A 25,690-nucleotide genomic window follows, 5' to 3' on the forward strand; every position below is an offset into this window, starting at 1 on the left:
ATTATTACTATTTAAGATCATTTAATTCTGCTTCTACATCTTTTACTACTTCAGTAGTTTTAGAAACAATCTGATCTTTATATTTATCGTATCCATCTTTTACGGTATGAGCAACGCTATTTGCTGTTTCTTTGAATGTAGAAGATATATTACCGTACTGGTCTTTTACTTTTTCAGAAACTTCACCGTATTTGGTTTTAGCCTGATCTTTAAGATCATTAGCTTTTGTTTTGATCTTTTTTCTAGTTTCTTTTCCTTCTTCTGGCGCATAAAGCATTCCAAGTACTACACCTGCTGCTGCTCCTGCAAGAAGTCCTGCTAATATACCTGCTGTATTGTTTCCTTTTCTAGACATTTTTACGTTTTTTTAATAGTTAATAATATTAGTTTTTACTGTGTTAAATATTACAATTAATATACCAAATGGGGCTTTGTTCCTATTAAAAATTGTTAAATCTTTTGGATATAGGCCAATATAGCTTCGATTGTTTCTTTTTTAGAAAGGTTCGTATTATCAATGACAATAGCGTCTTCGGCTTGCTTTAATGGAGCAATTTCTCTTTCGCTGTCAATTTTATCCCTTTCAATAAGATTTTCTTTTACCTGCCGCTCATTAGCCTCGATATTCAGACTTAAAAGTTCATTATATCTTCTTTTGGTTCTTTCATCAATACTTGCAGTTAGGAAGAATTTAAAATCCGCATTGGGAAGGACAACGGTTCCGATGTCACGCCCATCCATTATGATACCGCCTTTTTCTGCCAAAGAACGTTGAGACTGCAATAAAAAATCCCTCACTTCTTTCTGTTTGGCAACCAGGCTCACATTATCGGAAACTTCATTACTGCGAATCTCCTTTGAAATATCGTTGTGATTGAGATAAAGAACAAGTTCTCCTTCATCATTTTTAAATTCAAGCTGAATCTTATCCAATGATGAGAAAAGTTGGTTCAGGTTAATAGAACCATTATTGTCCATACAGTTTTGTAAGGCAAACCAGGTAACTCCTCTATAAAGCGCTCCGGTATCTAGATGAATAAGTCCCAATTTATCAGCGATCACCTTTGATATTGAACTTTTTCCGGTAGACGAGTATCCATCGATAGCTATTACAGGTTTTTTCATACTGCAAAGTTCAAGATTTTTTTTAAAAAATCAATGAAATGGAAAAGTAAATATTGAAAAAAATTTAATAACGATGTCCGCTAAGGTCCATGGAGATCCCTATTTGATTCACATTGGATGAGTTATGATATCTTACATGAGCATAGTCTATACGGAATTTTGAAATTTTGATTCCAAATCCTCCAGATAAACCTGAAAAGTTTCGTTGATCTGCTACAGCAAGTTCATTTCCTCGTTTTACATTATACCCCAATCTGATATTAAAGTTCTTTTCAGGAAACAATTCGGCTCCGATAGAGAAGTGATCTGCAATTTTCCTCCCTACATTAACCTCCTGCCCATCTACATTAAACGGGGAAGAGATATCAAATTGTTGTAAGTCATGTGCTGTAATGGTAATCGCAAGAGGAATTGCTTTTAAAATTCTTGTATATCCTAAATCAATTCGGAAGGGTAGGTTCTCTCTTGTTCCATTAAAGGATTTAAATTGATATCCGAAATTTCTGGCAACGATAGAAAGAACTTCTTTATTCTTTTTATTATGATAGGTAATTCCTGCAGTACCGGAAATAGCAGAAGAAGTATAAGTATCAATTTTTGAAGTGATAAAATTAATTCCCCCTCCAATGGTCCAGTCTTCTTCAAACTGATAGGCATAGCCCGCTCCGACAGCAACATCTGATGCTTTAAACTGTCCGTTTTCGAAACCACTTTCATCTGTTCTCGGAATATCGCCATAGCTCATGTACCGGGCATTGATCGTTGCCATATGGCCGTTATCAAAATCCTTAGCAAAGGCTATGGTTCCATATTTAGAATCTGCCAGATAGGCAGCTCCATTCACAGAAAGCTGTTTGTCTGAATCTTTATTAAGTAAAGCCGGGTTTGCTATAGCAAAGGAAACATCATAATCTCTTATAGTAATTGCATCGCCACCTAATGCAGCCTGTCTGGCAGATACGGGAATGTTTAAGAAAGGATAAACATTTGTTCCCGTTTGTGCATAAGAAACAATTCCTGACAGAAATAATGAAAGAATGATAATTTTCTTCAATTCAATTTATAATTATTGCAAAAATAATCCTTTTTTGTAGTTGTCAAAATATTTCTAACATTATTTACAGGTAAATATTTTTCTTTCTCCAATATTTTTAATGATTATATTTGCAAAATCAAATTTCAGGGAAATAAGCCCTATTAAAAAAGTTATAAAAATTAAAGATGAAATATAAAAGAATCCTTCTAAAACTTAGTGGTGAAGCCTTAATGGGGAACAGACAATACGGTATTGACAATGACAGGTTACAGGAGTATGCTACTGAAATAAAGAAAGTAGTAGATAAAGGCTGTGAAGTTGCCATTGTAATTGGAGGAGGAAATATATTCCGTGGAGTAGCGGGTGCTGCAAAAGGAATGGACAGAGTTCAGGGTGATTATATGGGAATGCTGGCTACAGTGATCAACGGAATGGCTCTACAGGGGGCATTGGAAGATGCAGGAATTAAAACGAGACTTCAATCCGCTATTGAAATGGATAAAGTGGCAGAACCTTTTATTAAAAGACGTGCTGTAAGACATTTGGAAAAAGGAAGAGTAGTTATTTTTGGAGCTGGAACAGGAAATCCTTATTTTACAACCGACACTGCTGCAACATTAAGAGCAATAGAAATTGGTGCTGATGTTATTTTAAAAGGAACCCGAGTGGATGGAATTTATGACAGTGATCCGGAAAAAAATGCAGATGCCGTAAAATATAATTCTTTATCTTTCGATGAAGTTTTTGAAAAAAACCTTAAAGTAATGGATATGACTGCATTTACTTTAAGTCATGAAAATAAATTACCTATTATCGTGTTTGATATGAATAAAGACGGTAATTTGGTAAAAATTGTAGACGGAGAAAATGTAGGTACTTTAGTTGATTTATAATCGGGTAATAAACAAGTGGTAATTAAAGTATGTAAAGATTATTAATTACTATTTTAGTTATCATTTATAAACTTATCAATCATCATTTATAATTTTGTGTAACTTATCAAATTTTAGATATATAATGGAAGAATTAGATCTTATAGTAGAGACTGTAAATCAGGACATGGACGCAGCACTTAAACATTTGGAGCATGCATTTCAAAGAATCAGAGCAGGACGTGCTTCTACTTCAATGGTTCAGGATGTAATGGTGGAATATTATGGAGCTCCAACTCCTATCAACCAGGTTGCTAACGTTTCAGTTCCGGATGCAATGACGATTTCTATTCAACCTTGGGACAGAACAGCTATTGGTGCTATTGAAAAAGCTATTATTAATTCTAATTTAGGTTTTGCCCCTTCTAACAACGGAGAAAATATTATTTTGAATGTTCCGCCTTTAACAGAGGAAAGAAGAAGAGATTTGGCAAAGCAGGCTAAAGGAGAAACTGAACAGACAAAGATCGTAGTAAGAAATGCAAGACAAGAGGGTTTGAAAGAGCTTAAAAGACTTGACGGTATTTCTGAAGATGTTGTAAAAGGAATTGAAGAAGATATCCAGGCACTTACAGATAAATATGTAAAATCTTGTGATGAGCATCTTAAGACAAAAGAAGCTGAAATTATGAAAGTGTAATTTTCAGTTTTTTACATATAAAAATAGGCTTCATAAAAGAAGCCTATTTTTTTTATCTCTATTTTTAGATTGAATAACATCTTCTAATGATAGCAAAAGAGGGGAAAGTATCTTCTATTTTAGAAATGCTAATCTTGAATAATTCATCATATGAAAAGATCATTTGAATGACAAAAAAAGACCCGGATAATTCCAGGTCTTTTTATTATTGATATCTTTTATGTTCTTTATTTTTAGTGAAATATTTGGTAATTGGTTTGAGGAATGCTTTATACTTTTCAGCATCAAATAATTGAGAATCTGTAAGTGCTTTATAGGTCATAATGACTCCAAACGGGAAAAGTATAATATTGGGAAGCCAGGCAGCTAAATAAGGGTTTAAAGTTCCTGCCCAGGCTAAGTTTTCCATTCCAACATTGATTACGTAGAAAACGATGAATATAACGATCGCAATGATTACAGGAACACCCATTCCTCCTTTTCGGATAATGGATCCTAAACTCGCACCAATAAGAAAGAATATGATACAGGTAAACGAATAGGAGAGTATTCTTTGCTGATAAATAACCACTTTGCTAAAATACTTAACGTTAGGCCTGAAATCATTAGCTTTTCCATCAAGGGTAGATTTTAAATTTTCCAGTCTTGTATAAGCATTATAAATGATCTCCATTTTTTTATTTCCTTTTACGGTATCCAGTTTGAGCTGTTGCTTAACAGGGGATTTCTTTTTGTTGTTTTTATCCATGTAATTCACTGCGGAATTCGTCTGGTTTAAAACATCATCTGTGATGGTTGAAAAGAATCTTTCGTTATCTTTTTTATTGAGATCAATTGTTTTATTAAGCTGATTAAAAGTCTGGAAACGGTAATCATCTGTAATCTGCTCTTCTTCAATTGCTTTGTTGATGATTTCACTGATATCAAAGTGAGAAACTAAGGTGTCAAATTTAATCGCCTGATCGGGCTGTTTTAACCTTACATTTTCGCCCTTACCTGCAAAATTATCTTCAAATACATATCCGTTGTATAAAACAAGTTTCAAATAGTTTTTATTGGCAGCAGGGATAAATTTCCCTTTTTCCGCAACAATAGACTGTTGATTTTCAAATGTGCTTGCTTTTCTGTGGACAAAAACACCTTCAATATTTTCTCCATTATCCCCATAAATTTTGTCAAACTTTACCATATATCCAGGAATCTGATCGATAAACTGACCTGGGGTAAAGTTCAGTGCAGGCTTTGTTTGTGCAATATTGAAAAGCATATTCTTTGCTTTTCTCTGGAAATCAGGAATGATATTATTAGAGAAAAAGAAAAGCATTATTGAGAGAAGGGTCGTTACACCAAGAAGAGGAACCATTACTCTGGTTAAAGAGATCCCTGCAGCCTTCATGGCGGCAAGCTCATACCGTTCCCCGAATTCACCAAAGGACATGATACTCGCCAAAAGAATGGTAAGCGGAAGTACCATACTTATAACGCTTACTCCGAGATAAAAAAGAAGTTTAAGGATTTGCCAGTAGCTTAATCCCTTTCCCATAAATTGCCCTAATTGAACCCAGATAATGTTTACAATAAATATGAAAAACAATACACTGAATATAAAGAAAAATGGTCCGAAAAAGGTTTTTATGATATATCGGTCTAGTATTTTTAACATTCGCCAAAATTAATGAAAAAGCCACAAAGTTTACTTTGTGACTTTATAATTTATTACTTTTTAATATTACAGTTCTGTAACAACGTAATTTTTAAATTTATTTCTATCAAAAACAAACATATTAGGATCTAATTCCTGATTCTCTTTGTATTCTTTAATGGCAATTACAGCAACATCTTTGTTACTTCCATGCTGTTCTAATTTTACCATTTGTTTTTTTGCAGAATCCACAAACAGATAAACGTAGCTCAATCCGTTAGGCTTTACAGGAGTAAGTTTAATAAGATCTGCACTTACACCATTCACTGTTTTCTTACCACCATATGCTACATTATAATCATTTCTATAAGTAGAAAGATAATTGATAGGGGAGAACATGGTGCCGCTTCCGTTTGGTTTGGCAATCGTTACTTCCATATCATCAGCATTAATGTTATAAATCTTACTTCCATCGAAAATCTGTTCAGTATCCATGATTTTCAATTTATATTTATCTCCCGAAGAGTAATAGATTCCAGGTTCTGTTTTAGCAACCTGCCCATTTACGCCACTTCCAAAAGAAAATTTAAAATAGGTATTCTTTTTAGAGTTATAATTTGCCGTGATATCATCCAATATCTTTTTTGCCTTTGCATCTATTTTTTGAGCATTGGATAATCCTACTGCTCCCACTACAAATCCTCCTAATATAATTTTCGAAATAATATTTTTCATTTTTTTATTTTAATAATCTTTAGACATTTCCTTAGTTAAAAAGTTAAACACCATGAATGTTTTCCTTTATTTACGCAGGTCTTCCAAAAACTGTTCCAAAGAATGAAGATCACTGATGATCACCTCTCTTGCTTTTGCTCCGTTAAATCCACCTACAATACCACTTGCTTCCAATTGATCCATAATTCTTCCTGCTCTGTTGTATCCTAATTTAAGCTGTCTCTGAAGCATTGAAGTAGAACCTTGCTGTGTAGAAACTATAATTCTTGCAGCTTCTTCAAATAGGGCATCCTTTTCATTAGGATCGAATGAGCCTACCGTACTTGTAGAATCTTCAGAAGTATATTCAGGAAGGAGAAATGCTGAAGCATATCCTTTTTGTTCTCCAATAAACTCTGCAACTCTTTCCACTTCCGGAGTGTCTACAAATGCACATTGCAGTCTTAAAATTTCATTTCCATTAAAGTAAAGCATATCCCCTTTACCAATCAATTGATCTGCACCCGTAGAATCCAAAATCGTTCTGGAATCGACACTTGATATAACCCTGAATGCTGCTCTTGCAGGGAAGTTGGCTTTGATCATCCCTGTAATTACATTAACGGAAGGTCTTTGTGTCGCCACAATTAGGTGAATTCCTACTGCTCTTGCCAGCTGGGCCAGTCTTGCAATTGGTAATTCCACTTCTTTTCCTGCAGTCATAATTAAATCAGCAAACTCATCAACGACCAAAACGATGTATGGTAAATAGCGATGTCCATTTTCAGGATTTAATTTTCTTTCAACAAATTTTTTGTTGTATTCTTTTAAATTCTTACAGAAAGCATTTTTTAGTAAATCATATCTGTTGTCCATTTCAATACAAAGAGAATTCAGAGTATTGATCACTTTATTAGTATCAGTTATGATAGCATCATCCGTATCGGGAAGTTTAGCCAGGTAGTGTCTTTCAATCTTTGAATACAAAGAAAGCTCTACTTTTTTAGGATCCACCATTACGAATTTCAATTCGCTTGGATGTTTTTTGTATAAGAGGGAAGTGAGGATAGCATTAATACCTACTGATTTACCTTGTCCTGTTGCACCAGCCATTAGTAGGTGTGGCATTTTAGATAAATCAGCCATGAAGATTTCATTGGAAATGGTTTTTCCGAAAACTACAGGCAGATCCATATCGGTATTCTGGAACTTGTGAGAAGCAATTACAGAACGCATAGAAACCATAGTAGGGTTTTTTCTTGGAACTTCAATTCCAATAGTCCCTTTTCCTGGCATAGGAGCAATAATTCTGATCCCTAATGCGGAAAGATTTAAGGCAATATCATCCTGCAACTTCTTAATTGCCGATACTCTGATCCCTGCTTCAGGTACAATTTCATACAACGTAACTGTGGGTCCGATAGTCGCTTTAATTTCAGCAATCCCAACATTAAAGTTCTTTAAAAGTCCAACAATTTTATTTTTATTTTCTTCTAATTCCTCTTTGTTAATGGAAATTTCTTCATTTCCATAGTCTTTTAATAATTCCACCGTCGGCATCTGGAAATTGGCAAGATCAAGCTTATGATCATAAAGACCATGTTTCTCAATAAGCTCCTGAGATTTTTTTTCAGTGTCGTCTAAAACATCAATAACCGGAGCGATCTCCACATTAAATTTAATGTCTCCCTGTGGAGGAGTAGATGGAGTCAGATCAAAAGCCTGTTCTGGCGTTGATACCGGAATCGTAGGCTTAGTATTAAGATTTAGATTGATTGATTTATTTTCTTCACTATCTTCAAATGACGTATGATTTGGAGTTGTAATTGTTTCCAGATTTGATGATACAGGAACTTCAGGAAAACCTTTAGGGGCTTTAACAGGTTCGGTTGTATCAGTAACCGAAATATTTGGATGATCTTCATGTTCCTCCGCCTCCAGTTCTTCGTCAGATTCAAAATTCTCATCTGAACTAGGCATCATCGATTTTACTTTTCCAATGGTATTTTCATTGATGTTATTCAATTTAGCCTTGATAGAACTTGGGCGCAGATTGAATTCAAGGATAAAATACAAAGCTATACTTGAAGCCAATACGAGCCAAAGACCAACCGTTCCAATGATTGCATTAAGAGAGTCCATAATTTGGTAGCCATAAACTCCTCCTAAAACACCTTGACCTTTTGTAACAGCTCCCATAAAAATGGGAACCCAGCAAATGAAAAACAAAGAGTGACCAATGGTTTTCCAAGGCTTAAATATTTTCTTTTTTAAGATCAATGTTCCAACAACCAGGAATAGAAATGCAATAATAAAAGAAGCAACACCTATACTTTCAAATATAAAGATGTTTCCAAGCCAGTCACCAACCTTGCCAAAAATATTAGAGGATTGAATACTTTTGTCCAACATCGTACCCGCCTGGCTTTGGTCTGCTTTCCAGTTCATCAGATAAGAAATGAAAGAGAAAATCAGGACGACGGAAAAAAGGATGAAAGTAAGCCCGAAAAATATACGGGGTTTAGATAGGATTTTGCCTTTTTCAGATATGTCTTGCTGCTTTGTTTGTGTCTTTTTGTCCATAATGTCAATGAGGGCAAATTTAGTGTTTTTTCAATACTAAAGAATATTTTTTAACTAACTTTTCAAAATTAGCTTTAATTAAAATAAGTGTTTTTATAAGCTAAGAATAATGATTGTTATGTGATCGTAAATAAATGTTTTTAACAGGGAGTTTTATCAATTCAGGTTAAACAAAAGGATATTTCTTACAACAAATTTATAATCTTTCTTAAAATAGAACAAACATAAAGCTACCTTAGGTGATGAGTTGATTTTTTATTGAGATCACTAATTCAAATTTAATAAATTTCCGTACTTGCATTGTATTGCTAAAATCTTATGCATATCCTGTTTAATTAATTCTTTGTATTATTGCAATCTACTTACGTTTAGACGTTATTTCAATAAACAGTGATCGCTGATCAATGAACTTTAAACACACAAATATGAAAACAAACACAAGTATTTCCCAAAAATTAGAACTCAACCCTATTTTAGGTCTGGGTCTTCTAAAAAGATTTCTGATTACACTAAAAACTTACTTTACAACAGGGTCAATAAGTTTAATTACCACTTAAAAGCAAAATCTCAAAGAGAAAGGATTATTGAATAACTAATCCATTTTTTAGAAGATTATTCGATTATTACATGCGTATATAGGGATTAGAACTGTAGGCGCAATACATTGTTTTTATCGTCAATAAAAGCAATAGGATGGTATGCACTTTTTTTACTGTTTTATTACTTCTTAAACGCATTCATTCTATATACAAGGGCACTTTATAAGATACTCAAATGATCTAATTATACATACAATTAAAACTACACAAAAATGAAAAAAGTATTTATTTTTATCTTCTCTGTACTATGTTGTTACATGGTATGGGGACAATCACCGGGTGGTGTTAATAATGGTTTAAGAATCTGGCTTAAAGCTAATGACGGATTTTCACCAAGTTCCTGGACGGACCACTCTGGTTCGGGTAATCATTTCACGCAATCAAATGGTAGCAGACGACCATCTTTAATTACAGCATCTCCAAAACAAAATTTCAATTCATTTGCTGATTTTGGAAGTAGTACCCGTTCTGATGGCAGATTTATGGTGGTTCCGGATGGCAGACCTTATACGAATATAACAGCCAATACCGTATTGATAGCAGTTAGTGCCAAAAATCTTAGAGGTTATCACGATTACCTGGGGTTTGGAGCTACTACTACAGGAAGTGCAGTTAGGCAAGCTAATAGACCAGTCATTACAAATAACAACCAGAGTGATACCTCAGTAAGACTTTACCCATCAAAAGCCTATACATCAAGGAGAACGCTGAATAAAACTCATTTAGCTGATTTTTCTTATACTGTAGGAGGAACTATAAGAGGTGGGTTAGATGGGCAAAATACTTCAGGGGGTAGCGAACGTTTATCAGCTAGTAGAAGCAGGCTTAGCCGTGGTGCTATTCTTGGTTCTCAACGTGAAGTAGCTGCTGCTGATATAGGAGAAGTGATCGGTTTTCAGCGTGAGTTAACACAACCAGAAAAAGACAGGGTACGTTCATATTTAGCGGTTAAATATGGTGTTACTTTGTCTCAACCTCAAAATTATATTGCATCCGATGGATCTTCGATAATTTGGAACTCTTCACGAAATTCAAGTTTTAATAACAACGTGTTTGGTTTGGTTAAAGATGATAATAGTGCATTGGATCAAAAGATATCAAATAGTATTAATAACGGGGCAATTCTTACAGTTGCAACGGACAATGATTTTACTTCTGCAAATTCTACCAGAAACAGAAGGTCTTTTACAGTAGATAAAACTTTCCTGATGTTTGGAGATAATAACGCTACAACAACGAGTCTTACTAATGTTCCTGCGGCAGTGAACCCTACCGGTGAACGAAAGAGAATTCAAAGGGTGTGGCAGGTAGAGAGAACCAATGATAGCGGTTCCGTCTGGCTTCAGGCAGACCTCTCCACCTATGCGATAAATACGAATATTTTTATGATGGTTGCAGATGATGCAAATTTTCAGACGAATTTAGTTCTTGTTCCTGGAGTAATTAATAATGATGGGAAAGTTGTATTTAATTATAATTTCCCCCAAAACAAATACATTACTTTTGGAGGGGAGATAACTGAGGGGAATTGTGTACAGTGTACAGGTGGAAAAACTTTTAAATTCAGAACAGGATTCTCCTGGCGACAAGCTGGTGCGTCTGGCAGAAATACCAATATGATCTCTGATATTTTATTAGGGAACACAACACAGGGGCCTCTTAAAGTGGTAAGAATGGTTTCTGATTACACAGAGAACCCTTCTATGGAATATCGACCAAGAGTATTTCCTAGTATATACAGGGGGACCTGGGTAAGAACAAGAAGATATGATAATACGGATGCTGTAGCAAGGCATTTTGTTGAGTTTAATCAATCGGTAAAAGCCAGATTTCAGATATCCAATATTAATACGTATTTGCGAAACGGTAATTTATTTACAGTAAAAGGATATTGTGACGGCAAAGTTGTGTATCCTAAAGTTACCTATGCTTATCCTGTAAACAATAGAACAACGTTTAAGATTGATGCAAATTTACTTACAGGTATACGACCATTTAGAGGTTTTACCTATCTGTATTCTACTGCTAATATTGTATTTGACCGCCCTGTACAAAAAATTGAAATTGAATGTAGAGTAAACAGAGTAAATGCCAGAAGAACCCTGAGGTCTCTTACGTGGGGAGACATGGCTATTGAATGTGCCGCAAATCCTGAACCATCGGCCGATAATATGCACGTGTATCAATCCTTTACCACGAATCCTGTTTATTCTTGTAATGAAACTACAATGATCATGAAAATTGTTAATAGTAATTCATCTGATAAAACAATTAATATTGTAAATAATCTTCCTGCAGGACTACATTATATTCCGGATAGCTATAACGATGTGGAATTGCCTGGAAATCCACAGCCAACCTACGGAGGGCAGGCATTTACATTAAATAATCTGGTTGTTCCTCCAGGAGAGCATACACTTTATATTAATGTGAAATCCTCTAATAACATTGCTAATACTTACGAGACACAAGCTGATTTTACCGTCCTGGACAGTGGAAATGCCTATAAAAGTGATGGAGATGCATCAGTGCCGGGTTATCAGACTTCTCCTTTGGAAGTTTTAGAAGGACAGGGAGTAGATGTTTCAAAATTCAAATTGAAAAAAACAGTCAATGCATCATGTGGGACAAATAATAAGAAAGTAACCTATACATTAACAGTAGAAAACAACTCGGGAGCAGCTATTACAGGAGCTAATTTAGAAGAAAACCTGGAAGACGGTCAGACAATAGACAGTTACACCCTTAACGGAATTACTGGGACCCCTGCTGTGGATCCTATCGGATCAACAATATTTCATTTATATGATGTTAATATACCAGTGGGCATCAGTACTATTGATATGGTAGTGGATTTACAAGATTCATACACTACTAATAATAACTCAGAGATTGCGAGTCAGTTTATTGTTGAAATAGATCCTGAGAGCCCTTGTAGTGAAAGTTCTACAATCTCTTCAAATCTATTGATTTTACCTTTCTGTGGAGACGGAGGTGTATGTACCAAAGATCCTGCAACAGGAACACCAAATGATATCACAAGAATAGGAATAAGTGGACATACTAATTTACAAACAAACTGGCCTGCAACTGTGCCCAATGGATTTATAGCATTGGAATCTAAAGATAAAGGTTTCGTCATTACCAGAACAACTTCAGATAAGATTGTCCGGCCTGTGGAAGGAATGTTGATTTTCGATACTGCAGATAAATGTTTTAAACTGTACAATGGTACGTCCTGGAAATGTATATCCAGAAGCTGTAATGATTAATAAAAAATACAAATATGAAATCAATAATAATGATAATAGCATTGTCCTGCATGGGATCAGTGCACGCACAAATAGCAATAAATAAAGAAATGGCTGATGGTGATGGTCTTTTAGATTTTGCCGCCAATACCACCAATGGAATTCTGTTACCTATTGTAGAGACTCTTCCCAATAACGCTGTAGGAGGAACTCTTTTGATGGACAAGAATGATAAGATTTTAAAAATGCACACCGGGTCCGATTGGGTTCAGTTGAGTGATCCCGGATCAATCAGTAATGTTACTTTTAATACAAACCCTGAATTGCCGGGGCCCAACAGAATAATTATGGGAGCTTCCAGTACTGATGCCCCAGGGGTATTGGTTCTGGAGTCTACTAATAAATCATTGATATTGCCTAAAATAGCAACCCCGCATACTTCTGTAAAAAGTCCTTATCCAGGAATGATATGCTATGATACTACCAGTAAAACTCTGGCAGTATTTGATGGACTGAAATGGAGCTATTGGAAATAAAATAGCTTTAATAAAAACCAAAGAAGGCGATCTAAAAGCCGGTTTTGAGTATTGGATAATTTATGCCCCTATCCTTTATCATTACCTGGCTTTGGATCGTTTTTTTTTAACCTGAAAGAAAAAATAAACTGAACTCGATTTCATTTTTTGAACTAGTTCAAATGTCAGCAATTGAGGGTGCTTTAATTTTGTACTATAAATTTTTACAGAAAATGAAAAACACTTACAAAAACACTTTGGCTATATGTCTGACTTTTATAGCAACTTTATTTACAAACGCACAACAAAATTATAAAACAATGGAAAACACCGCATTATTAATCATTGACATACAAAACGATTATTTTCCCGGAGGAAAAATGATATTGCAAGGAGCAGAGCCGGCAGGAAACAATGCAAAACAAATAATAGAGTATTTCAGGAGAAATAAGCTTCCTGTTGTTCATATCAAACATATTGCAGTGAATGAAGGGGCTGATTTTTTTCTTCCCGATACCCAAGGAGCAGAAATTAATAATCTGGTATTTCCAAAAAGTGATGAAAAAATAATTGTTAAGCATTTTCCTAATAGTTTCAGAGAAACGGAACTATTAGAATATTTAAAAACTAAAAACATTAGAAACCTAGTTATTACCGGAATGATGACAGATGTATGTGTAGAATCAACAACAAGGGCCGCTTTTGATTTAGGCTTTAAAAATACAATTATCGGAGATGCCACAGCGACAAGAGATCGGGAACTGAACGGAAAGGTGATCAGTGCAGTGGAAATCCAAGGATCATTCTTAGCAGGAATATCTGCCTTAGGAAATTTATATGCTGCGGTCATAAATACCAGTGAGTTTTTAAACAGAAAATAATTTCAATATCATAGTCAGTGTAAGGATACCAATACTAATATTGGTATCTTTATATTGTTAAAATTTAAATAGTGTTTGATCTGCTTTACCAAAACATCAACAGACATGTTGATATTTCTACTGATGAATTTAGACAATTCACCGAATTGTTTAAATTATGCCGGTTTCAGAAAAATGATCTTGTTCTAAAAGAAGGAAGTTATTGTCTTTTTGAAGGCTTTGTTTTGAACGGTTGCTTTAAAGTATATTATCTGAATGAAAAAGGCTGGGAGCAAACTTTATACTTTGCAGTAGAAGGATGGTGGATTACAGATATAGATAGCCTCGTTAATAATGTTCCGAGTATATTGAATATTGAAGCACTTGAAGATAGTGAGGTATTGATGATTTCAAAAGAAGATAAAGAGCATCTCTACAAAACGATACTTTGGGTAGAAAAGCTTTTTAGAATGATGAATCAAAGATCATCCATCGCTTTACAGAGACGAATTCTTTCATTAACGGGTAAAACAGCAGATAAACGGTATCTTGAATTTCTTGAAAAATATCCGGGATTGGAACAGAGGCTTACCCAACAGCAGGTTGCTTCTTATCTGGGAATAACTCATGAATTCTTAAGCAAAATAAGAAAGAAAATGACACTTGGGAAATAGATGAGCTCAATGATATATATAGCTATTTTTCATTCTTATTATTGAGGTTTTTGGTTTTAAATTTTCTTCAATATTTCCCGGCTTATTAAGAATAATTCAAAATAACTAATATAGGCTTTAAAATGATAAAAAACATCTTTTTTTATCGACCTTTTACTTAATCATGCTTATTTTTGCATGTCAAGTAAAATAAATCATGAAGAAGATCCAAGATATTCTTATTTCAACCAGAACAATGGCTGTGTTGCTGCTGGTGTTTGCATTCTCTATGGCTTATGCAACGTTTCTCGAAAACGATTATGGAACCCCTACAGCAAAGGCATTAATTTATGAAGCATGGTGGTTTGAACTGATCATGGTGTTGCTGATCTTAAATTTTATCGGAAATATCGGAAGATATAGACTTTGGAAAAGAGAGAAGTGGCCCGTTTTAGTTTTTCACCTCGCTTTTGTTTTTATCTTTATTGGGGGTGCAATTACAAGATATGTAAGCTTTGAAGGGACAATGCATATCAGAGAAGGTGAAACTTCCAACGAAATTGTCACTGATAAAAACTTCTTTAAAATTCAGATCGAAGAAAAAGGAGATGTTTTGAACTATCAGGATATTCCTTATCTGATGTCCCCTTTACATAAGGATTTCAGCGCAACTTACGATTTCCATGGAAAGGAAGTAAAGATTTTTGCCAAAGAATATATTCAAAGAAAAAAAGACAGTCTGGTGGCTGATCCCAATGGTGCTGAATATTTGCATCTGGTTTCAACAGGGCAGACCGGAAGACAGAACATCTACATCAAACCGGGAGAAACAAAATCAATCAACGGAACTCTTGTTACTTTTAACAGGGCTATTGAGGGGGCTGTAGAATTTAAAAATGAGGGAGGAAAGCTATTCGTTAAAACTCCGGTTGATGCAACCTATATGACGATGGCAACTCAAGCGACCGGAAATACGAAGAAAGATGAATTTCAACCATTAGCGTTAAGAAGCTTATACAGTATTAATGATTTAAAACTGGTTGTTCCTGAAGGGTTAAGAAAAGGAAAATTATTAGCTATCGAAGGGGACAGAAAGAAAGATCAGGCTGTTCCTGATATGTTGAAAATAGAAATACAAGGCCCTAAAACTAAACAATTGGTTGAACTGTCTGTAGAAAAAGGAAATCCAAATGCCTATAAGCAAATCACCATGGATGGCCTGAATATTATGGCTGGCTTTGGTCCTAAAGTATACAATACTCCTTTTGCATTAAAACTGGACGACTTCATCATGGAAACTTATCCTGGAAGTTCTTCACCAAGTGCTTATGAGAGTCATGTGAAAATCATCGATGGAGGTAAACAAATTCCTTATAAAATCTATATGAACCACGTTCTTAATCATGGTGGATACCGTTTCTTCCAGGCAAGTTTTGATCCGGATAGGATGGGTACAGTATTATCTGTAAATCATGACTTCTGGGGAACATTGGTTTCTTATATTGGATATACCCTTTTATTTGGAGGACTATTTGTGATTTTCTTCTGGAAAGGGACTCACTTTTGGAAATTAAATAAAATGTTGACTGATGTTAACAAGAAAAGAGCAGCAACCATTGTTTTATTACTATTAAGTTTAGGGTTAAATGCTCAAAAAATTGAAACTCACGGAACTACTGACGGAAGCAGGGAACATATTCATGTAGAAGGGGATGACCACACTCATGCACAGCCCTCTCAAATGGGACCGACAGAAACTGCTCCACAAAAACAAAATTCTCTGGCAGCTCCGTTTTCTAAAATGAGATTAATTTCTGCTGATGAAATCATTGCCAGAAACAAAATAAGCGCAGAACATGCAGATAAATTTGGATATCTTTTAGTTCAGAATTTTGAAGGAAGAATTGTTCCGATCAATACAGAAGCTCTGGATGTATTAAGAAAACTATATAAGAAAGATGAGTTCAAAGGAACGGATGGAAAATCCCTTACAGCTAATCAGTGGTTTCTTTCTGTAAATACAGATACGCCAAGCTGGACAATGGTTCCTATTATTAAAGTAGGTACCAAAGGAGGAGATGAACTAAAAAATAAGACAAAAGCAGATGATGAAGGGTATACTTCATTAATGAATCTTTTCCCTGCAGATGCAAACGGAAATCTTACCTATATTCTGGAACACGATTATAACATTGCTTTCCGTAAAAAACCATCTGAACAAACGAATTATGATAAAGAAGTTATTTCCGTAAATGAAAGAGTTCAGATCTTCAATGAGTTTTTTAGTGGACAGTTTATGAGAATTGTTCCTGTGAAAAATGATCCCAACCATACTTGGCATTCTTGGTTAGACCAAAAATTCGAACCGGATATGGAATCTCAACAGGTAATGGGACCTTATTTTGCTGAAGCTTTAGCGGCTCAGAAATCAGGAGACTGGAGAAAAGCAGATACTCAATTGGCAAGACTTTCAGAATACCAGCAAAAATGGGGTAAAAGTGTTGTTCCTTCTCAATCTAAAGTTGATCTTGAGGTCTTCATGAATAAAGTGAACTTAAACTTTAAATTATTAATTTTCTATACAATAATCGGAGGTTTATTACTGATTTTAGGTTTTGTTGAGTTATTCAAGCCAAATAAAATGTTAAACAAGATCATCAAGGTGATTATTGTATTAGGTTTAGTAGGATATATCTTTCACTTCCTTGGATTAGTTGCAAGATGGTATATTTCAGGTCACGCTCCTTGGAGTAACGGATATGAGGCTATTATCTTTATCTCTTGGGTGGGTATTTCTGCCGGATTATTATTATATAGAAATGCCAATGCACTGATTCCTGCAGCCGGATTTATGGTAGCAGTTATTATGATGGGATTTGCTCACGGTGGATCTGCACTTGATCCACAGATTACACCATTGGTACCTGTTTTAAAATCATATTGGTTGATTGTTCACGTAGCTATTATTACTTCAAGTTACGGGTTCTTCGCTCTATCTATGATCATAGCGGTGATATCACTCGTGTTTTATATTATTTCAAGTAAAAAGACTTATAAAACTCATCACGATACCACTTTGAAAGAATTAGTGATTGTTTCAGAAATGTCTCTTACTATCGGGTTGTTTGCTTTAACAGTTGGAAACTTTTTAGGAGGAATCTGGGCAAATGAATCATGGGGTAGATATTGGAGCTGGGATCCAAAAGAAACATGGGCCTTTATCTCTATTATGGTGTACGCTTTTGTATTACACATGAGATTGGTTCCTGGATTGAGAAGCAAATGGGCTTTCCATGTAGCAACGATGTTTGCCTTCTGCTCAATGGTAATGACGTATTTTGGAGTTAATTATTATTTAACAGGACTTCACTCTTATGCTGCAGGAGATCCTGTTCCGGTTCCGGCTTGGGTTTATATAGGACTTTCAGCGATGATATTATTGGCAGCAGCTTCTTTCTATAAGTTTAAAATATTGAACAAGAAATAAAGTTTTATTTTAACATAAATTGAAATCCCGGAAATTATATTTCCGGGATTTTTTTATTTGACAGTAAAAACTCAAAACTTATAACTAATAATTCAAAACTTATTCATAGCTTTATGATATCAAAATAATATCATTTTAAAATTTAAATTTATATGGAAAAAATCTTAAAACCCATGTCCGGCTACATAACACTGGTTATTTGTCTTGTGTTGTTTGCAGCTGCTGTTTATTTTTTTGTAAGCGGAGTAGACCAGAGTATTACCTATGTTGTTTTAGCCATGTTGTGCTTTCTTATCTCTTGTTTCTTTCTGAAAGGACTGATGATCATTCAGCCAAATCACTCAAGAGTATTGAATTTCTTCGGAAAATATGTAGGAACAGTAAAGGATAACGGATTGTTCTTTATCAATCCATTATATTCATCACAAAAAATATCACTTCGTTCTGAAAACCTGCAAGGACAAACTTTGAAAGTAAATGACAAGATGGGTAATCCTATTGAGATCGCAGTCGTTATTGTGTGGAAGGTAGGAGACACCTATAGAGCTGCTTTTGATGTTGAGCGCTATTCTGATTTTGTAAGAATGCAAAGTGAAGCAGCTGTACGCCATTTAGCAATGAGCTTCCCTTATGATAATCTTGAAGATGATCATGCACCGATTACTTTAAGAGAAGGAGGAGATAAGATCAATTCGATCTTAGAACAGGAATTAACAGACCGTCTTTCAAAAGCAGGAATTGTGATTCAGGAAGCAAGAATATCGCACCTGGCTTATGCCTCAGAAATTGCAGGAGCCATGCTTCAGAGACAGCAGGCTACTGCTATCGTAGCGGCAAGAACCAAAATTGTAGAAGGTGCAGTAGGAATGGTTGATCTGGCATTGAAAAAATTGTCTGAAGAAAACATCGTTGAACTGGATGATGAGAGAAAAGCTGCAATGGTAAGCAATCTTATGGTGGTCCTTTGTGGTGAAAAAGCAGCGCAGCCAATTTTGAATGCGGGAACTTTATATAATTAAAATTCCTGACTTTTTTAAATAATGAGACTTTGAAATTAAATGAAAAGTCCCTGTTTGAAATTTTTAAAAATAGAAAATGAAACCTCAAAAATCTCAAAATTCTTCCGAAAACACTCCAAAAGGCAAAAAATCCTTTGTGATAAGGATCGAAGAATCTACTTACAAACTTCTTGAAAAATGGGCGAATGATGAGTTCAGAAGTGTAAATGGACAAATTGAGTATTTGCTTCATCAGAACCTTATTGAGTCGGGGAGAAAGAAAAAAGAATAGTTTAATGGGCAAAAGGGCTAAAATGCGGAAAAGAGAATTGAAAATGGAAAGTTGAAAGTTGAAAGTTTGAAAATCTTTGATTTTCTCGCACTGAAAAAAAGCATCGGTCTACAGAAAGTAAAATAGGGTAAAGAATACATATGTCTAAATTGTAAAATATAAATCTTGCAGACGTATAAAAATACTATCTTAGACTGATAAACAGCTTAAAAATAACAAGACCTATTTTATTCTAATACAGAAAGCAACATGGTGAAAAAAGCATTTTTCTTATTCATAGTGATATTTTCAACAAAAACTTTTGCCCAGGAGCAATATAAATTTTCAAATGATATTGAAAATGAAATCAATAATGATAAAAACGGAAATGATTACAAATATCAATTAGGAGCAATGAAATATTCCGTTTCAAACTATTATTTTAAGGGTTTGCAAACCTGGGATAAACTTGGTCGGAAAAGAAAAAAAATATCTAAGGATGACAGTTTGAAATTAGTAAAGCATAAACTTGTAAATGCTAAAGATTATATTTTAGATCAATCAAAAAAAAATGAAATAGTGATTCTTAATGAAGCACACCATTATTCAAGTCATCGAACATTTGCAACGTCTCTGTTAAAAGGACTTTATGAAAATGGTTACCGTTATTTAGGTTTGGAGGCTATTGGTGATGATTCAATAAATGTTAGAAAATTTCCCACAACGCAAAGTGGTTTTTACACCTCAGAGCCACAATTTGGTAGTTTTATAAAAACAGCTTTGGATCTAGGCTTTACTATATTTAAATATGAAGCAATACAAGGAGAAAACGGAAAAGAGAGAGAGATAAAACAAGCTGATAACATCTATAAATTTATGCAGGAAAATAAAAAGGGAAAATATTTTATTTACTGTGGATATGGGCACGCGTATGAAGGGAAAGACCCGCATTGGGAAAAAACTATGGCCGGAAGACTTTCAGACTTAACAAAGATCAACCCCTTTACCATTGACCAAACAGAGTTTTCTGAAAAAAGTAATACCGAACTTAATAGTCCATTATTACGAATTATAAAAGGGAAGTATCCTGTTGTTTTATTGGACGAAAATAATATGGAATCCAAAGGAGATCCAAAGGAACCTTTTACTGATATAAAAATTGTACATCCAATTACAACATCTATTAAAGGAAGACCTAGTTGGATGCTTAGTGAAGGTCGAAAGCTTTATGAAGTACCAAAATCGAAAATTAAAAGCTATCCATCTTTAATTTTTGCCTACAGAAAAGGAGAGTCTGACAATAAAGGTGTTCCAGCGGATATGATAGAATTGCAGACTGAAAAGGACTCTGGATATCTTATTTTGGATAAAGGAAGTTATGATATAATAGTAAAAGATAAAACATATACCATAGCCAACAAGTTTGAAAAATCTATAGAATAAGTGCTGATTGGATTAAGTTTCCGGGTTCTAGCTAAACATTATAAAAAATAAAGCAGAGAAAATTTCTCTGCTTTATTTTTTATTGTAAATACTAATTTTGTTTTAGTCAAATAAAGTGGTAAAATAAGTGCTGATAACACTCCAGAAATTTTTCCCGAGGAAATAGATAAGCGTGGAAGTGATAATACCTTTTACGGTAAAGAATATAATTCCTCCGATCCCAAAACGCTTCACCCATTGTCTCCACTTTGAAGTATTTTCTTTTACCGGTTCGTTTACTGGTTTATTATTTTCCATTTCTGAAATTAAAATATTGATTCTACAAAGATAACCATGTTTATAATTAGTCCAAATAAAAAGATAACGAAAATTAAAATTTTGCGTTTCGCATAATATTTTTATCTTTAGAGAAAACGAAAAGGAATATTTTATGTCTAAAAAAGTCAAGGATTTCGGTATCGAGAAATCCCTTAAAAATCTAGGTATTAAAGAGGATAACAAAGGAACTTCTGTAGGAGGAAAATACTTTGCATCAGGAAAGGTAATTGAAAGTTATTCTCCTGTTGATGGAAAATTAATTGCTAAAATAAAAACTTCTAATGAAGCTGATTATGAAAAGGTAATTCAATCTGCTCAAAAGGCATTTCAGGAATTCAGAATGATCCCTGCACCAAAAAGAGGGGAAATTGTGAGACAACTAGGTCTAAAACTAAGAGAATATAAAGATGATTTAGGGAAACTTGTTTCTTATGAAATGGGAAAATCCCTTCAAGAAGGTCTTGGTGAAGTTCAGGAGATGATCGATATCTGTGACTTTGCTGTTGGATTATCAAGACAACTTCATGGATATACAATGCATTCTGAAAGACCAGGTCACAGAATGTACGAACAATATCACCCACTAGGGATTGTAGGAATTATCACTGCATTTAACTTCCCGGTTGCAGTTTGGGCATGGAATACTGCTTTATCATGGATCTGTGGAAATGTAACGATTTGGAAACCTTCTGAAAAAACACCTTTCTGTGCAATTGCTTGTCAGAACATTTTAGTAGAAGTGCTTAAAGAAAATAACCTTTCCGAAGGAATTTCAAGTGTTATGGTTTCAGATCATGAGATCGGACAGAAATTAGTAGAAGATAAACGTGTATCTCTTATTTCTTTTACAGGTTCTACGAGAGTAGGAAGATTAGTTTCTACGAAAGTTGCTGAAAGATTTGGTAAATCGATCCTTGAATTAGGTGGAAATAATGCCATCATTATCTCTAAAGATGCTGATCTTGACATGTCGATCATTGGAGCTGTATTTGGAGCTGTAGGAACTGCCGGACAAAGATGTACATCAACGAGAAGATTGATCATTCATGAAAGCGTTTATGATGAAGTGAAGAACAGATTGGTTAAAGCTTACGGTCAGTTGAAAATAGGAAATCCTTTAGATGAGAATAACCACGTTGGACCGCTAATTGATACCGGAGCTGTTACTCAATATGAAGAATCAATCAAAAAATGTAAAAAAGAAGGAGGTAAATTCATTGTTGAAGGAGGTGTTTTAAGTGGTAAAGAATATGAATCCGGATGTTATGTAAAACCATGTATCGCTGAAGTGAAAAATTCGTATGAAATTGTACAGCACGAAACTTTTGCTCCGATTTTATACTTAATAAAATACAAAACGCTTGATGAAGCTATTGCTATCCAGAATGATGTTCCTCAGGGATTATCTTCAGCAATTATGACTCAAAACTTAAGAGAAGCAGAGTTATTCCTTTCTCATTCCGGTTCAGACTGTGGAATTGCAAACGTAAATATTGGAACTTCAGGAGCTGAGATCGGTGGTGCTTTCGGTGGTGAAAAAGAAACCGGTGGGGGTAGAGAGTCTGGCTCAGATGTGTGGAAATACTATATGAGAAGACAAACAAATACAATCAACTATACCACAAGCCTTCCATTGGCACAGGGAATCAAGTTTGATATCTAAAAAACATTTAAATCATTTAAAGATTTAAGAATTGAAAAATTAATATCCATGAATGCTTAAATCTTTTAATCATTCAATTTTTAAATCACATCAAAAATATTATGGAACAAACAATTGATATAAAAGCAAATAAAGTTAAAGAAACAGTAGGAAGACATGTACTTGCAGATGGTTTCGATTTCGTAATGGACATCGAAAAGTCTCATGGTTCATGGTTGTATGACAGACTTACTGATAAAGAATTTTTAGACATGTTTTCGATGTTCGGTTCAGCATCTATCGGATACAATCACCCTTACCTGGTTGGTAAATCAGACTGGTTGGGGAAAATGGCTGTAAACAAACCAACGCTGGCTGACGTATATTCAGAAGAGTATGCTCATTTTTTAGAAGTCTTTGAAAGAGTAGTTATTCCAGAAGAATTACAATTGGCTTTCTTTATTGAAGGAGGAAGTTTAGGAGTTGAAAATGCAATGAAAGCATGTTTTGACTGGAAAACCCGTAAGAATTTTGAAAAAGGTCTTCAGGTAGAAGCAGGAATGTGTATTCATTTCAGACAGGCGTTCCACGGAAGAAGTGGTTATACTTTAAGCTTAACCAACACTTCTGATCCTAGAAAATATCAGTATTTCCCAATGTTTGAATGGCCAAGGATTCTTAATCCTAAACTGACTTTCCCAATTACGGAAGACAATTTAGCAGAAACGATCAAAAACGAAAAATTAGCATTAATACATATTGAAGAAGCTATTATTTCTAATCCTGATAAAGTAGCTTGTATCATTATTGAGCCAATTCAGGCTGAAGGAGGTGATAATCATTTCAGAGATGAGTTTTTTGTGGAATTAAGAAAGATCTGTGATCAAAATGAAATCTTACTAATTTTTGATGAAGTACAAACAGGAATCGGAATTACAGGGGAAATGTGGGCTTTCCAGCATTTCACAGCAAAGCCGGACATTATTTCTTTTGGTAAAAAAGCACAGGTTTGTGGGGTTTTAGCAAACAAAGAAAAATTTGACGAGATTCCAAACAATGTATTCAGAGAGAGTTCAAGAATCAATTCTACGTTTGGAGGGAATTTTATTGATATGCTTCGTTTCCAATTGGTAATGGAAGTTATCGAAAAAGAGAACCTTGTTGAAAACGCTAAAATCGTTGGCGAATATCTCTTAGAAGGTCTTCAAAAATTAGCTCAGAAATATCCTGAAAAAATTTCCAATGCAAGAGGAAGAGGATTAATGTGTGCAATAGACTTGCCTTCTGGAGAACAAAGAAATCAGCTGATCAACGAGCTTTTCAAAGATGGCTTGATCATTTTGTCATGTGGTGATCAATCTGTTCGTTTTAGACCACACTTGAATGTTTCAAGAGAAGAAATTCAATTGGCTTTAGACAAAATTGAAAATAATATTAACAAAATTTAAAACCGCGGATTTGTGATTTAGGAAAAATCTTACTATATTTAGATATTCAAAAAGGATAAAATATGGAAAGAAGTACGCGAGTATCAGTTTTTGAAAGTGATAATCCTTCAGAAATTCAATTGATCAAGTCTAAATTAGACGACGCCCAAATCACAAATACGGTTGAAAATAATTATCTCACTTTTACAACAACACCAACGGCAACATCGTTAAAAGTTATGGTGGATTTAGAGGATGAGAAAAAAGCATTTGAAATTATTGACACTTTTATACAACAAAGTGCAAACCAATAAAACAATTTCATAATTTTAAATTTTACTACTTCAAACCGAAAATTAATTTAATTAGTTTTCGGTTTTTTTATTTAAATTTAATGCTAAAGAAATATAAAAGATTTAAAATAATACTAATTTCCATCTTTTAATTCTTTTCAATAATTAAAGACATATGACGCAGCAAATTAAGTTCAGAAAGGCCGAAATTAAAGACAGAAATATTATCTGGGAAATTATTCAACAGGCTATTGAACGGAGAAGAGCAGATGGAAGTACGCAATGGCAGAATGGATATCCTAATGCTGATACCGTAGAAAGTGATATCGCCAAAGGTTTTGGTTTTGTCCTTACCATAGATAATGTTGTTGCTGTGTATGTCGCTTTAATATTCAATGATGAACCTGCTTATAGTACCATTGAAGGTGCCTGGTTAAGTGACGGAGAGTTTGTCGTTGTCCATCGGGTAGCTGTTTCTGAAGATTTTGCAGGGCAGGGTCTGGTAAAAAAGCTATTTGATTATATTGAAGAATATACAAAATCTCAGGGAGTGCAAAGTGTAAAAGTAGACACTAATTATGATAATATTGCGATGTTAAAAATTCTTGAAAAGCAAGGATATTCCTATTGCGGTGAAGTAGTACTGGCAGGAGGTGTCCGCAAAGCCTTTGAGAAGATTATAATTTGAGTAAAAAGTTAAATCCTTTTTCATTGAATTTTTAAAACGCTATATATTTATAAACTCTATTGGGTTTGTTCGTTTAGTTCTGAACTAATTTATACTTTTGCTCAAATTTGTATATTATGCATAAAAGTATAGAAGTTGATGAAAAAATTTTTCAGGATGCCGTAAAATTCTATGGTACAAACCTGAATATACCACCATTAGCTTCAAAAATCTATGCTTATCTTATTTTCGATTTTGATAAAGTAGGAATTACTTTTGACGAATTTGTAGAAGTGCTTTCAGCCAGTAAAAGTTCCGTTTCCACCAGTATTTCATTATTGCTAAACTCACAGCTTATTATTGATCATAATAAGATGGATGAGAGGAAGAGGTATTTCTTTATCAATGATGAGCACATAAAGATAAGATTTAAAAAAATAGTCCAAAGACTACAGGATGAATTAAAATTATTAGACGATTTAAATAACTTTAGAAAAGTACACGATGAACAATACAAAGAAAAGCTTACCATTTATAAGGCGCTGTTAAACAAAAATATTTCAAATATTCAAGAATCTCTTAATAAACTTTAAA

Annotated in this window: 23 protein-coding genes; 16 read left to right on the forward strand and 7 right to left on the reverse strand. The window is 34.3% G+C overall.

Features of this window, described 5'->3' with window-relative positions:
• Positions 1-7: 7 nt before the first annotated feature.
• The 3 genes from CEY12_RS02710 to porQ all read right to left on the reverse strand — a co-directional run bounded on the left by CEY12_RS02710 (position 8) and on the right by porQ (position 2,179).
• Positions 8-355 (reverse strand): YtxH domain-containing protein, encoded by a 348-nt coding sequence (locus CEY12_RS02710; protein ID WP_089026226.1) that lies wholly within the window; start codon positions 353-355, stop codon positions 8-10.
• Positions 356-450: 95 nt separating this feature from the next.
• Positions 451-1,125, reverse strand: coding sequence for a (d)CMP kinase (cmk, locus tag CEY12_RS02715; protein ID WP_089026227.1), 675 nt, complete (start codon positions 1,123-1,125; stop codon positions 451-453).
• 64 nt (positions 1,126-1,189) lie between these two features.
• A complete protein-coding gene (gene porQ / locus CEY12_RS02720) occupies positions 1,190-2,179 on the reverse strand; it encodes a type IX secretion system protein PorQ (protein WP_089026228.1) in 990 nt (329 codons plus the stop codon).
• 167 nt (positions 2,180-2,346) lie between these two features.
• On the opposite strand from porQ, the gene pyrH reads away from it, so the two are divergent.
• Positions 2,347-3,054 (forward strand): UMP kinase, encoded by a 708-nt coding sequence (gene pyrH, locus CEY12_RS02725; protein WP_089026229.1) that lies wholly within the window; start codon positions 2,347-2,349, stop codon positions 3,052-3,054.
• A gap of 124 nt (positions 3,055-3,178) precedes the next feature.
• The gene (gene frr / locus CEY12_RS02730; protein WP_089026230.1) at positions 3,179-3,733 is read left to right on the forward strand and encodes a ribosome recycling factor; all 555 of its coding nucleotides are present in this window, start codon (positions 3,179-3,181) and stop codon (positions 3,731-3,733) included.
• Positions 3,734-3,938: 205 nt separating this feature from the next.
• Here frr and CEY12_RS02735 read toward each other — a convergent pair whose 3' ends face one another.
• The 3 genes from CEY12_RS02735 to CEY12_RS02745 form a co-directional block, all read right to left on the reverse strand.
• The gene (locus CEY12_RS02735; RefSeq protein ID WP_089026231.1) at positions 3,939-5,396 is read right to left on the reverse strand and encodes an LptF/LptG family permease; all 1,458 of its coding nucleotides are present in this window, start codon (positions 5,394-5,396) and stop codon (positions 3,939-3,941) included.
• Between the two features lie 66 nt (positions 5,397-5,462).
• On the reverse strand, positions 5,463-6,110 hold the full coding sequence (locus CEY12_RS02740; protein ID WP_089026232.1) for a LolA family protein: 648 nt from the start codon (positions 6,108-6,110) through the stop codon (positions 5,463-5,465).
• A 66-nt stretch (positions 6,111-6,176) separates the two neighbouring features.
• Positions 6,177-8,672: an FtsK/SpoIIIE family DNA translocase gene (locus CEY12_RS02745; RefSeq protein WP_089026233.1), complete on the reverse strand. Its 2,496-nt coding sequence runs from the start codon at positions 8,670-8,672 to the stop codon at positions 6,177-6,179.
• A 425-nt stretch (positions 8,673-9,097) separates the two neighbouring features.
• Here CEY12_RS02745 and CEY12_RS22720 point away from each other — a divergent pair, with 425 nt between their 5' ends.
• From CEY12_RS22720 to CEY12_RS02785, 9 genes are all read left to right on the forward strand, one after another.
• Entirely contained in the window at positions 9,098-9,229 is a 132-nt protein-coding gene (locus tag CEY12_RS22720; RefSeq protein WP_262484914.1) for a hypothetical protein, read from the forward strand.
• A 254-nt stretch (positions 9,230-9,483) separates the two neighbouring features.
• On the forward strand, positions 9,484-12,543 hold the full coding sequence (locus CEY12_RS02750; protein WP_157676745.1) for a hypothetical protein: 3,060 nt from the start codon (positions 9,484-9,486) through the stop codon (positions 12,541-12,543).
• A 14-nt stretch (positions 12,544-12,557) separates the two neighbouring features.
• Entirely contained in the window at positions 12,558-13,058 is a 501-nt protein-coding gene (locus CEY12_RS02755) for a hypothetical protein (RefSeq protein WP_089026235.1), read from the forward strand.
• A 212-nt stretch (positions 13,059-13,270) separates the two neighbouring features.
• Positions 13,271-13,918: a cysteine hydrolase family protein gene (locus CEY12_RS02760; RefSeq protein ID WP_089029763.1), complete on the forward strand. Its 648-nt coding sequence runs from the start codon at positions 13,271-13,273 to the stop codon at positions 13,916-13,918.
• A gap of 71 nt (positions 13,919-13,989) precedes the next feature.
• The gene (locus CEY12_RS02765; protein WP_089026236.1) at positions 13,990-14,571 is read left to right on the forward strand and encodes a Crp/Fnr family transcriptional regulator; all 582 of its coding nucleotides are present in this window, start codon (positions 13,990-13,992) and stop codon (positions 14,569-14,571) included.
• A gap of 196 nt (positions 14,572-14,767) precedes the next feature.
• Positions 14,768-18,037 (forward strand): cytochrome c biogenesis protein CcsA, encoded by a 3,270-nt coding sequence (ccsA, locus tag CEY12_RS02770; RefSeq protein WP_089026237.1) that lies wholly within the window; start codon positions 14,768-14,770, stop codon positions 18,035-18,037.
• A 152-nt stretch (positions 18,038-18,189) separates the two neighbouring features.
• A complete protein-coding gene (locus CEY12_RS02775; RefSeq protein WP_089026238.1) occupies positions 18,190-19,056 on the forward strand; it encodes an SPFH domain-containing protein in 867 nt (288 codons plus the stop codon).
• A gap of 76 nt (positions 19,057-19,132) precedes the next feature.
• Positions 19,133-19,327, forward strand: a complete 195-nt coding sequence (locus CEY12_RS02780; protein ID WP_089026239.1) for an Arc family DNA binding domain-containing protein — start codon at positions 19,133-19,135, stop codon at positions 19,325-19,327.
• Positions 19,328-19,579: 252 nt separating this feature from the next.
• A complete protein-coding gene (locus CEY12_RS02785; protein ID WP_157676746.1) occupies positions 19,580-20,749 on the forward strand; it encodes a hypothetical protein in 1,170 nt (389 codons plus the stop codon).
• Between the two features lie 102 nt (positions 20,750-20,851).
• On the opposite strand, the gene CEY12_RS02790 is transcribed toward CEY12_RS02785, so the two are convergent.
• Positions 20,852-21,046 carry a hypothetical protein gene (locus CEY12_RS02790; protein ID WP_089026241.1) on the reverse strand — a complete coding sequence of 65 codons (195 nt, stop codon included), beginning with the start codon at positions 21,044-21,046 and terminating at the stop codon, positions 20,852-20,854.
• Positions 21,047-21,179: 133 nt separating this feature from the next.
• On the opposite strand from CEY12_RS02790, the gene CEY12_RS02795 reads away from it, so the two are divergent.
• The 5 genes from CEY12_RS02795 (at position 21,180) to CEY12_RS02815 (ending at position 25,689) form a co-directional block, all read left to right on the forward strand.
• Complete coding sequence (locus CEY12_RS02795; RefSeq protein ID WP_089026242.1) at positions 21,180-22,730, forward strand: aldehyde dehydrogenase family protein; 1,551 nt, start codon at positions 21,180-21,182, stop codon at positions 22,728-22,730.
• 101 nt (positions 22,731-22,831) lie between these two features.
• A complete protein-coding gene (lat, locus tag CEY12_RS02800) occupies positions 22,832-24,157 on the forward strand; it encodes an L-lysine 6-transaminase (protein WP_089026243.1) in 1,326 nt (441 codons plus the stop codon).
• 62 nt (positions 24,158-24,219) lie between these two features.
• Entirely contained in the window at positions 24,220-24,450 is a 231-nt protein-coding gene (locus CEY12_RS02805) for a DUF2007 domain-containing protein (protein WP_089026244.1), read from the forward strand.
• A gap of 154 nt (positions 24,451-24,604) precedes the next feature.
• The gene (locus CEY12_RS02810; RefSeq protein ID WP_089026245.1) at positions 24,605-25,117 is read left to right on the forward strand and encodes a GNAT family N-acetyltransferase; all 513 of its coding nucleotides are present in this window, start codon (positions 24,605-24,607) and stop codon (positions 25,115-25,117) included.
• Between the two features lie 116 nt (positions 25,118-25,233).
• Entirely contained in the window at positions 25,234-25,689 is a 456-nt protein-coding gene (locus tag CEY12_RS02815; RefSeq protein WP_089026246.1) for a transcriptional regulator, read from the forward strand.
• Position 25,690: the final 1 nt, after the last annotated feature.

Origin of the sequence: Chryseobacterium sp. T16E-39, assembly GCF_002216065.1 — a bacterium.
In the GTDB taxonomy this organism is placed as follows: Bacteria; Bacteroidota; Bacteroidia; order Flavobacteriales; family Weeksellaceae; genus Chryseobacterium.

Coding starts and splice junctions, on each gene's coding strand:
- CEY12_RS02710 (WP_089026226.1), bottom strand. CDS start 355: ATGTCTAGAAAAGGAAACAATACAGCAGGTATATTAGCAGGACTTCTT.
- cmk (WP_089026227.1), bottom strand. CDS start 1,125: ATGAAAAAACCTGTAATAGCTATCGATGGATACTCGTCTACCGGAAAA.
- pyrH (WP_089026229.1), top strand. CDS start 2,347: ATGAAATATAAAAGAATCCTTCTAAAACTTAGTGGTGAAGCCTTAATG.
- frr (WP_089026230.1), top strand. CDS start 3,179: ATGGAAGAATTAGATCTTATAGTAGAGACTGTAAATCAGGACATGGAC.
- CEY12_RS02735 (WP_089026231.1), bottom strand. CDS start 5,396: ATGTTAAAAATACTAGACCGATATATCATAAAAACCTTTTTCGGACCA.
- CEY12_RS02740 (WP_089026232.1), bottom strand. CDS start 6,110: ATGAAAAATATTATTTCGAAAATTATATTAGGAGGATTTGTAGTGGGA.
- CEY12_RS02745 (WP_089026233.1), bottom strand. CDS start 8,672: ATGGACAAAAAGACACAAACAAAGCAGCAAGACATATCTGAAAAAGGC.
- CEY12_RS22720 (WP_262484914.1), top strand. CDS start 9,098: ATGAAAACAAACACAAGTATTTCCCAAAAATTAGAACTCAACCCTATT.
- CEY12_RS02750 (WP_157676745.1), top strand. CDS start 9,484: ATGAAAAAAGTATTTATTTTTATCTTCTCTGTACTATGTTGTTACATG.
- CEY12_RS02755 (WP_089026235.1), top strand. CDS start 12,558: ATGAAATCAATAATAATGATAATAGCATTGTCCTGCATGGGATCAGTG.
- CEY12_RS02760 (WP_089029763.1), top strand. CDS start 13,271: ATGAAAAACACTTACAAAAACACTTTGGCTATATGTCTGACTTTTATA.
- ccsA (WP_089026237.1), top strand. CDS start 14,768: ATGAAGAAGATCCAAGATATTCTTATTTCAACCAGAACAATGGCTGTG.
- CEY12_RS02775 (WP_089026238.1), top strand. CDS start 18,190: ATGGAAAAAATCTTAAAACCCATGTCCGGCTACATAACACTGGTTATT.
- CEY12_RS02780 (WP_089026239.1), top strand. CDS start 19,133: ATGAAACCTCAAAAATCTCAAAATTCTTCCGAAAACACTCCAAAAGGC.
- CEY12_RS02790 (WP_089026241.1), bottom strand. CDS start 21,046: ATGGAAAATAATAAACCAGTAAACGAACCGGTAAAAGAAAATACTTCA.
- CEY12_RS02795 (WP_089026242.1), top strand. CDS start 21,180: ATGTCTAAAAAAGTCAAGGATTTCGGTATCGAGAAATCCCTTAAAAAT.
- lat (WP_089026243.1), top strand. CDS start 22,832: ATGGAACAAACAATTGATATAAAAGCAAATAAAGTTAAAGAAACAGTA.
- CEY12_RS02805 (WP_089026244.1), top strand. CDS start 24,220: ATGGAAAGAAGTACGCGAGTATCAGTTTTTGAAAGTGATAATCCTTCA.
- CEY12_RS02810 (WP_089026245.1), top strand. CDS start 24,605: ATGACGCAGCAAATTAAGTTCAGAAAGGCCGAAATTAAAGACAGAAAT.
- CEY12_RS02815 (WP_089026246.1), top strand. CDS start 25,234: ATGCATAAAAGTATAGAAGTTGATGAAAAAATTTTTCAGGATGCCGTA.